Here is a 9,005-nt window from a genome sequence, read left to right as displayed (position 1 = left end):
TCTTACCGTGATATTTATCCCGTTTCGTGAAACAGAGACCATTTAGCAGGGCCGGAAACCCTTAGCGTGTTATTTATTCCGTATCGTGAGCTGACCCCTATCTGGCAAGAGAAATCGATAGTGACCGGGAGTGGCGCAGTGCACGGATTCTCGGGCGAAATATGCCCGCAGGGCGCGTCCGAGAATGTGGGTGACGAAGGCACGAAAGGGAGCTACGGTGAAACGCCAGAAAGGACAAAAAGGCCCAGTGGACAGTGCCGCACAGCGGCTCCAATTGCTCTTGACGGCATGGCCGTCTTGATTTCAGAGTGATATCACTGTGATATGCCGATGTGGGGGAGCGCGAGGGGGAGCGCCCCTCGCCGGCCAGCCGTGAGGCTGACCGGCTGTCCGGTTAGAGTGCGGCGGAATCCTCGGCGTTGGTGACGAGCTGCGCCCCGTATTCGCGGATCAGGCGGTGGCAGCCTGCGCTGGCTGGTGAGGTCACGGGGCTAGGAACGGCGCCCACGGGGCGGTTGATTCCGAGGGCGTGTGCAGCGATATTCAGGGCACCTGAGCGCCAGCCAGCTTCCGTGACGACGGTCGCCCGGGCCGCTGCGGCGATCAAGCGGTTACGCATCAGGAACCGGTATTTGGTGGGGCTCTGGCCGAAGCCGATTTCGGTTGCCACCACGCCCGCTTCCGCGATCCTTGACAGGAGTTCTTGGTGGCCGCTGGGGTAGTAGCGGTCGAGTCCTCCGGCGAGGTAGGCGACCGTGCGTCCGCCGCTGGCCAGTGCTGCCCTGTGTGCCATTGCGTCGATCCCGTATGCGGCCCCGCTGATGATGGTGTGGCCACGGCTGACGAGTCCTGCAGTGATTTCCATCGTGGCGTGTTCCCCGTAGCCGGTGGCAGCTCTCGCGCCGACTACAGCCGTACTGAGGGTGTCGGCCAGGATCTCGGTGTTCCCGCGTGCCCAGAGCGCGTACGGGGCAGCAGTGCCGAGGTCGTTCAATCCGGCGGGCCAGTGCGGGTGCTCGGGGGTGATGAGTTCCGAGCCCGCTGTGGTGGCCGCGTCGAACGTTGCGCTGATGCTGGCAGTTGTGGAGCGGGGGAGGGCACGCGCTCGAAGGGTGGCGAGTTCGATTCCTGCAGCGTCGCCGGTCCCGTGCAAGATGACGTCGAGCGCTTCTTCTGCTCCCAGCGCTTTGATGAGTTGGCCGGTGTCGCTGTCGCCGGGTTCGCTGATGACGGTCCAGATTCCGCGCGCGGCCGCGGAGCGGTCCTAGAGCCGCAACGGCTCGCAACGATCGTTTTGATATATCTCCGAAATAGCTCTTGCATTGTTTTAGCCCGGCAAGTAGCCTATAAAAAAGGCATATCAGCGGCGGAACAATACCTCGGAGGTAGTTGTGAAAGAAGTCACAGTTTTTGTACCGGAACAACGAATTGCTGAGTTTTATCGACGATTCGGAGAGTTTATGTCAGAGACGGAAGAGTTCACCGCAGCCAGTGAACTGCTGAGTGGAGACCGGGTGCCAGCTTGGGTAACCGATCCAGGTGCAGTGCATCTGGCCCAAAAAATCTGGTCGAACTTGAGTGCCGCGGGCCAGACGGCTTTGGGTTTGCTCGTCGATGGGGCATTGGAAGAGCGTCCCAAGAGATTTACACCGCGGGAACTCGTCGAGCACATCGACCACCCGAACGGCGTGAGTGGAGTGGCAGGTGTATTCGGATCTGCAGGCCGTGCGGTGAAAAAAGCGGGTGCGCCTCGCTACCTGTCCGACGACGGCGATCCGTGGCATTTCGTCTGGGACTGGGATGGAACTCAATACTGGATGGCCCCCCAAGTCGCCGCACTTTTCCGTGAGGCTGGGGTCTGACCAGTAATGGAAGGGTGGTTGGCGCTAAGGGTTGAGGTGGCGGTAGATCGTCGCTCGTGAGATGCCCAGGGCCTTGGCCTCGGCACCGTAATCGCCCGCATGCTGCCCTTCGCAGTCACGTTCTGGCTCGCCTGGGTAGCCGTGCTGAGTGTCTTCTTCTTCTTCGACCTGCCGATGGGACCGGACAACGGCATCATGATCCCGCAGAAGTAACTGCGCACAACCCAAGGAATACCCCACGGCGGAGCATCCTTAAGCACAGTGCAACCCGAAAGGATTTCTATGACGTCCAGTCAGCCCACGATCTATGTCCTGCACGAGAACCCCGAATGGTTTCCACCGTTCGTTCGGGCTTTTGAAGCAGAGGGCATGGAGGTGAAGGAATGGCTGCTCACCGACGGTGTTCTCGACCTAGATTCGGTACCGCCAGAAGGAATCTTCTGGTCCCGAATCAGCGCATCCGCTCACACACGCGACCACGGAAAATCGAAAGACTACGCACGCGCCGTGTTGGCCTGGCTTGAGGCCCACGGCCGCCGCACCGTGAATGGTCGACGCGTGCTCGAACTCGAGATGAGCAAAGTCGAGCAGTTGGTCGCTCTCAAGGCCGCTGGTATCGATACCCCACGCACAGTTGCGGCGGTGGGCCACGAGCAAATCCTCTCCGCCGCACGCGACTTCCCCACCCCCTTCATGACCAAACACAACCAGGGCGGTAAAGGTTTAGGCGTGCGCAAGTTCACAAGCCACGACGAGCTCGCCGAGTACGTAGCGTCCGACGAGTTCGAGGAACCCCAAGATGGCATTACCCTGATTCAGGAATACATCCAAGCTGCGGAACCGTTCATCACCCGGGTCGAGATCGTGGGGGGCGAGTTCATCTACGCCGTCAAAGCCGACACCGCACGCGGCGGCTTCCAGCTGTGCCCCGCGGATGCCTGCGCCATTGACCCGATCACACGCGAGTTGATCATGCCTCCCGGCGCTACCATCGCCCCCGTAGCCGGTCAACAATTGTTCAGTCTGCGCGAAGATTTCGACCACTCAATCATCGAGAAATACCTCGAGTTCGCACGCCGCAACAACTTGGAGGTCTGCGGCATCGAATTCATCGAAGCTGAAGACGGACGCGTGCTCACCTACGACGTGAACACCAACACAAACTACAACGCCTTCGTCGAGGCCGAGGCCCCCCGTTCGGCTCTACGCGCCCTGGCACGGTACCTCAAAAAGCTCACAGCCTAAACTGTGTCGCGCCCGCCCCGGGGCCAGCTCACGAAACAGATAAACCTGCAGGTTGATCCGCGGCGGTTTGAGCTGCCGTGATAGCCGGCACCACCAATGCACCGTTGAAATCAACGCAACCGAGAGATTTCTTCGCGGGAGAAGTACGCAGCCGTGAGCTGCCCCGTCGGGAAGAACTGGTTGGTCTCCAACAAGATGGTCGTATCCGACTTTGCAAACTGCTTGCTACCTGGCCTGCTCCTCGCATGTTGTGTAGGGACTGGCCTGCAACTGCACCACGTGGAGCAGGCTTACCTGGCCTGGCTCCAGCGGCGGGAACACACCACAGCGCACACCGAAGAACATGGTCATGACCTCGGGTGTGCGCTGTCGTGCTCAGTCAGATGTCGCTGGCAGTTTCAAACATTGAGACGTGGGGAGCGCTGGCTAGTACTGAGCTCAGTTCGGTCGCACCCGCGCCCCCGCGCCACTTACGATAGGCAGCGTCAGCTTCGGCCGACGCCCACCGCTCCAACAAAATAATGTGGGCCGGATCTTCACAATCAAGCAACACGTCAACACCCAGACACCCCTCAAACGCTCGGGTCCCAGTGAGAATGTCTCGCAGCATCGCCGGCGCGCCGAGGACGGCTTCCGGCTTCAGGCGAAGGTCAAGAAGAACAGTCAAGGCCATGAAAACTCCAATTCAAATAAGAGCGAAAAAAGGTCGTTCTTAGAAATTGAGGATCTGGTAGCCCTCGACCACGAGAGAACGGATACTTGCTTCACCCTTGTAATCCGTCAGCAACGGCCACCCACCGGCCTCGACAGCGTCGGTAACTCCGTGAGATCCCACGCAGAACGCGCAGGCGCCCCGGATGTTGTCGTGCAAAGCGACGGCGAGAGGATTCATCTTGTGCTTCGGGTCTGAGATAGCGGCGAGGGATTCAACACCTGACCCGTCGAAGACGACGACAACGTCATCGCCAGCGTCCTTGAACTCAAGGGCAGTCTTGAGGCCGCGATAAACGCGTGAGGTGTCGGAGCCGATGGGCTCATAAATGACAACGGCGATCTTAGATATAGACATAAATACTTACCTCCTAGATAGACCGATCTGGCCACCACTCACTATACCGATCGGTCTGGTAATATCAAAGTATGCATTCGTCAACCATCACCCCGATAGTGAGCGCCAAGGAGCGCCTACTCGCCTCCGCAGGCCGCCTGTTCCACGAACACGGCATCAATGCAACGGGAATCGACCTCGTCGTGCGTAACGCGGGCGTCGCTAAAGCCAGCCTCTATAACAACTTCGCCAACAAAGAAGCTCTCGTCGTGGCCTACCTAGAACAGGAACTCGACGGCTGGATCAGAAACGCCCTCGCCCTGGACAACCCACTCTCACCGCACCGGGAGCGAATAGCAGCCGTATTTGAGGACCTCGCTCGCTCAGTCGAGTCGAACACGTTCCACGGCTGCCCATTCACCAACGCCGTGATCGAACTGCCACACTGCACGGCAGTACGCACGGTCACCACGAACTACCGCGCTGTCGTTCGCACACATCTGGCCAACCTCACAGATAAAGACGCTGCCTCCATCTCGACATCTCGCCTGGTTTTGCTTTATGACGCGGCCATCACCGCAGCGAAAGTCGGCCGCGACGCTGCTCTGGTCCGCGAAGCCAGCACCATGGCACAAGAACTCGTTGACGCTCACAACCCAGGGGATACCCAACACGGCCGATAACGACGGTCCCTGCGATGTGACTTGTGAAATCACCAGACACCCGACGCTAACGGTCTGTGATGTTCGGTGTTTCACAATCGGGTTCGGATCGACGTGTTCGATGGTACCCATCCGGGCGGTGGTGCTGGTGGTGTTGTCAGATATTGGTTCTCTCCAACAACTGATTTTCATTGCCTATCTGGCACGACAACGTAAAGCGAACTGCGGTGACCGGTAAAACAAATACAAGGTTGACAAAAAGCAGTCGCGCCTCGGTCACGGCCGAAGAGCCCCTAGCACGGTCGCATCTATGGCCTAAGCGGCGTCGCCGAGGTATTGCCAACGATTGTCGGGATCCAGCACGCCGAGGTCCACAAGTTCCCGTGCGGAGCGGTGATCGCCGCGTTGGGTACTCGAGCGCGGGTAACGGGGCCACACGCGTTCACCCGGTGCGTTCGTATCTCGGAACAAGGGCCGACTGGACACGTGCACTCCCTTCGGACGACGCCGAGGACCGGCGTTCATGGTGGCGACTTCGGCTTGCCACCACGCCCACACCTCTCGTTCGGCCTGATACCGCCGTGCTCGATCCAACAGAAGACCAGCAACACCCACGATGCGCGCAGCCCGGTCGCGGAGGTCCTGTTTCGCCCGAGCCCACCCGTTCACATGCTTCACGATCAGACGGTGGGTGCGAAGGCGGCTCAGAATCGTGGAGGTATGCCGAGTACTCACTCCCAGCAACCGAGCAGTCGCATCAATCGTAAGGGAGGGATGCTGGGCCAGCAGGGCGTAGGCCTTGCCGGCGAGGTGTCCGAGGCCAGGGCGGGTGAAGAGGTCGTGGCGACCGTCAGTGAGCTGGCGTTCCAGCGTGGTCACTAACGACGTTCGCAGGTTGAAGAGTTCGGAGGGGGGGCGGGGGTTATTAAGTGGTTGTGACGCAACCGTACGAGGGGCTGTGGAAAACTTTGGGATTAGCCCCCATTCGGCGGCGTTGCCGCCATCACTAAGCGCAACCCGGACAAGAAACCCGTCGGCCGCAAGGACGGTGAGGGCTCTCCGGGCGGTGTCGCGGCTGAGGCCGACCATCAGGGCCAGATCCCGGATAGAGGCCGCGACAGTGCGTTTCCCGGTCTGCAAGCTCAGGTAGGCCACAGCGGTCAGGATGCTGCGCTGGGACACGGCTGCTTCGCTCTGGCCCCACCGGCCGGGAGAGACCCGGAACCGGGTCAGGAGGTCATCGACGGTATCCACGATGATGCGCAAATCGGTCAAGTCGGATGGTGCTTGCGAAGCGGAGAGGGGCGCTTGTAGCGCCGAATACTGCTGGGCTTTGGCCCACTGCCGTTCCAGGCGCGCCTGGGCTTCCACAGGGCTGCGCGGTTTGCGCGTGCCGTGGCTGGTGTTCTTGGTCCGGTAATGCTCCATCCCCGGCGCCGTACGGGCCTCCTTCTCGACCTCGGCCAACGTCCACCCAGCCGACGCGGCCGCGAGCAAGCACATAAACCCCGTCCAGCTCGCATTGCTGCCCCCGCTGACGGTAGCCATATGGCCCTGACCCCACACGTTGAGCGGGCGGGGAGCGCTATAACGGATGTCCAGGGGACCGGACGGCTTCGTATCAGCCAGCCGAGGCGCTGGCCGCGCCGCGTTAAGAACAGTGGTCAGCGCTTCAAGGTCGCTACTCGTCGCCGACGGTGCGAGAAGCCCGGCCAGCTGGCCGCGGAGAACCGTCGAGCTGCTGCCATCACGATGCGGAGCCAACGGCGGCCGCGCCCCGCCCTCCCGTGGGTTGCAGAGCATCCCATGGTCCAACGTCGCAAAGTTGGCATGCGCGGCGCCGGCCAGAGCGGCCACCGTGCCCGCAGAAGCGCCACCCTGCAGGGCAACCCAGATATGACGGCCACCCGTTCCCGAGGACTGGCACACAACATGGGCGATCCCAAGTCGATCAAGAATCCCCGACAGAGCATCACAATCATCAACGGCGCGTTCCATCAAATCGGCAGAGACCACACCGGCTTCCTTGCCGTCGAAGTCAAAACACAGAAGACGAAAAATCCCCATGTCGTCGGCCATACGCACCAGCCACGGTGTCGTGGGCGCGGTTGGGCCGACCCGGTAAATGAGGGGGTAACTGTTCTCGTCCAAACGACCGTACGCATCACGCTTCATCACCCGCACCTGGCCGCGCGGACTCAGTCGGCGCGTCAAATCCCAGGCCGTCAACCGGTCGGAAGACACGCCCAACGGAGTTTCAATCACGGAAACGGCGTCAAAACGGTATATATCGGTTACTATGAGGTCATCCCTTCGATTCAACTCCGATTGGGTACACAAAAGCCCCGGCCTGAGAACCGGATCTTTTAATTAGCTCGAACCTCGTTGCCGCCAAGCTGAGAGGGTTTGAGCTACGAAACTTATGTCGGCCCGTCGCGGAAGCGGCGGGCTCTTTCGTTTAAGCCGCTGGGATATGCAACTCCTCCTGACGAGGGGGGAAAAGGTCAAGCACGGGAAGCTGACCTTCGGCCTCAAGCGTCATGCGCAATAGAGCCTCGAGGTACATCCCGGACGAGACGCCGCTCGCGGTAGCCGCGGCGTTGACCTCTTCACGGATTGCGGAGTTCACTCGTGCCTGAAACAGCACGGTGGGGGTATTCTCCGGGCGTCTGGCCCGGCCCTTGATTGCGCTCATGCCATTGAGCATGGCAGCGAAGTGAATGCATTCGGGAAAGACACGCCGCCGAGGTCCCCAAATCGGTGCGCTGCCCCGGTTCGCGTACGAGCGCTTCGTTGAGTTCAGCGACGCGCTCGGGCACGACGCAGTAGCGCACCCATTGGTCGCTCCTGACCTGTTGGCGCGGCGGAGCGGAATCGATGAGGCCGGCAGCCTTGGGCTAAGCGCGGCGTGTCGGATTTTATTCATCGTCACCACGCTGATTACTGGTCTCCTGGAGTCGTTGGCGTAGCTGGGTCTTGTGGACGATCCATCGATTTTCGACGTGGTACGCGGGGATCTCGCCCGTTTGCAGCCACCGGTAGATGGTGGGCTTGGTCTTATCGAAGAGGACCATGAGATCGCGGTAGTTCAGTTCGTCACCGTAGGCGGCGAGCACGTCGACGACGGCCGCAGGACCGACAGGCACCTGGTTGCTGGTGGAATCAAGCCACGCACGAACTTCGACTTTGAAGACGATCCAGGAACCGACGACCTGGTGCGTGGGGATGATGCCACTGTGGAGTCGTGCGAACACGGCGGGTTTTCCGACGTGGAGAATTTTGGCCACGTCGCTGGTGGTCAGTGTCTCTGGGTAGGTGTCCCAGTATTCATCGTCCATCATGGGCGGTGTCTTTCATCTAAAAATCCGATTCGGATATGCGGCAAACGGTCACCGGGTCGGTCCGTGCTGGTGGGGTGATATCAGCATCGGTATCCACACCACTTATGGCATTATTCCAGCAGGTCAATCCCGCTTTTATGTCCGGGAGCCTGCGCGTCTGATTCGGGATCATGAATACTGCCTCTGACACGAACCTTCCGGACACAATTCCATGCCGAACAGGGTGAAGTAGTCCTCCGGATTTACAAACCTTGCCGCCGCCGACGGACCGCCGAGATCCTCACCTGCCGTGAGAGTGTTCACGGCTTCATTCGTACTGCCCGCTGTATTGATTCGAAGATCGAGGTGGCACCCTGTGGATGGTCCTTCGTTACCGACGAGCGCGATCGGCTGACCGGTCGCAACGGCATCACCGATCTGTACGGACACGTCGGAAAGTTTCATGTGCAGGTAGGAGACTGTGTAGCCGTCCGATGATTTGATCGAGACCTGGTAGCCCTCAATGAGAGTGACAGTTCCGCTGGTGATGGCGTAGATCTGGTCGCCGCACGGGTTGGGGTAGTTCTGCAGGTCGGAAGCGGGATGCCAGCTGCTGGCCCCCGCGACTGGGCTGCGACGGGGGCCGTAGTCATCAGTCATGTTGAAACCTGGACTGAGCGGCATCGCGATAGTGCCGCTGGTGCACCCACCGCCAGTGGCTCCGTCGCCCGCGAGTGCGGTGACGATTTGGTCGGCCGCGCCGAAAAATGTTTCGTAGTGGTACGGGTCGGCGTTGCCTTGCACCTTGTGAATGGCGAGGGTGGGCGCAAGGCTTTGCCAGTCGGCAACGCCGACGAGACGCTCGAAA

10 protein-coding genes and 1 pseudogene are annotated in these 9,005 nt (G+C 60.4%); 4 read left to right on the top strand and 7 right to left on the bottom strand.

The annotated features are described in order from the left end of the window. Nucleotides 1-394 precede the first annotated feature (394 nt). Complete coding sequence (dprA, locus tag D6T64_RS00545; protein ID WP_158594745.1) at nt 395-1,153, bottom strand: DNA-processing protein DprA; 759 nt, start codon at nt 1,151-1,153, stop codon at nt 395-397. A gap of 238 nt (nt 1,154-1,391) precedes the next feature. Between dprA and D6T64_RS22070 the strand changes: the two genes are divergently transcribed. The 3 genes and pseudogenes from D6T64_RS22070 (at nt 1,392) to D6T64_RS00535 (ending at nt 3,107) form a co-directional block, all read left to right on the top strand. Next, nucleotides 1,392-1,862, top strand: a complete 471-nt coding sequence (locus tag D6T64_RS22070) for a DUF6416 domain-containing protein (RefSeq protein WP_147364391.1) — start codon at nt 1,392-1,394, stop codon at nt 1,860-1,862. An 84-nt stretch (nt 1,863-1,946) separates the two neighbouring features. Next, nucleotides 1,947-2,075, top strand: a pseudogene (locus D6T64_RS00540) (AbgT family transporter); the annotation flags it as partial. A gap of 69 nt (nt 2,076-2,144) precedes the next feature. Continuing rightward, nucleotides 2,145-3,107, top strand: coding sequence for an ATP-grasp domain-containing protein (locus tag D6T64_RS00535; RefSeq protein ID WP_119970411.1), 963 nt, complete (start codon nt 2,145-2,147; stop codon nt 3,105-3,107). A gap of 379 nt (nt 3,108-3,486) precedes the next feature. On the opposite strand, the gene D6T64_RS00530 is transcribed toward D6T64_RS00535, so the two are convergent. After that, nucleotides 3,487-3,780, bottom strand: coding sequence for a putative quinol monooxygenase (locus D6T64_RS00530; protein ID WP_119970409.1), 294 nt, complete (start codon nt 3,778-3,780; stop codon nt 3,487-3,489). Between the two features lie 39 nt (nt 3,781-3,819). After that, the gene (locus D6T64_RS00525; protein WP_119970407.1) at nt 3,820-4,176 is read right to left on the bottom strand and encodes a DsrE family protein; all 357 of its coding nucleotides are present in this window, start codon (nt 4,174-4,176) and stop codon (nt 3,820-3,822) included. A gap of 71 nt (nt 4,177-4,247) precedes the next feature. Between D6T64_RS00525 and D6T64_RS00520 the strand changes: the two genes are divergently transcribed. Further along, nucleotides 4,248-4,838 carry a TetR/AcrR family transcriptional regulator gene (locus D6T64_RS00520; RefSeq protein WP_119970405.1) on the top strand — a complete coding sequence of 197 codons (591 nt, stop codon included), beginning with the start codon at nt 4,248-4,250 and terminating at the stop codon, nt 4,836-4,838. 294 nt (nt 4,839-5,132) lie between these two features. On the opposite strand, the gene D6T64_RS22985 is transcribed toward D6T64_RS00520, so the two are convergent. The 4 genes from D6T64_RS22985 to D6T64_RS00500 form a co-directional block, all read right to left on the bottom strand. Beyond that, the gene (locus D6T64_RS22985) at nt 5,133-7,139 is read right to left on the bottom strand and encodes a hypothetical protein (protein WP_233550753.1); all 2,007 of its coding nucleotides are present in this window, start codon (nt 7,137-7,139) and stop codon (nt 5,133-5,135) included. 136 nt (nt 7,140-7,275) lie between these two features. Next, nucleotides 7,276-7,512 (bottom strand): toxin-antitoxin system HicB family antitoxin, encoded by a 237-nt coding sequence (locus tag D6T64_RS00510; protein WP_140425453.1) that lies wholly within the window; start codon nt 7,510-7,512, stop codon nt 7,276-7,278. Nucleotides 7,513-7,735: 223 nt separating this feature from the next. Beyond that, nucleotides 7,736-8,158 (bottom strand): helix-turn-helix domain-containing protein, encoded by a 423-nt coding sequence (locus D6T64_RS00505; protein WP_119970399.1) that lies wholly within the window; start codon nt 8,156-8,158, stop codon nt 7,736-7,738. Between the two features lie 168 nt (nt 8,159-8,326). Continuing rightward, a partial coding sequence (locus D6T64_RS00500) for a M23 family metallopeptidase (RefSeq protein ID WP_147364389.1) occupies nt 8,327-9,005 on the bottom strand: 679 nt, incomplete at its 5' end.

It is taken from the genome of Cryobacterium melibiosiphilum (genome assembly GCF_003602235.1).
GTDB classification, from domain to species: Bacteria; Actinomycetota; Actinomycetes; order Actinomycetales; family Microbacteriaceae; genus Cryobacterium; species Cryobacterium melibiosiphilum.
Note: the sequence above shows the minus strand (reverse complement) of the source record. Positions and strands in the feature narration are given on the sequence as shown.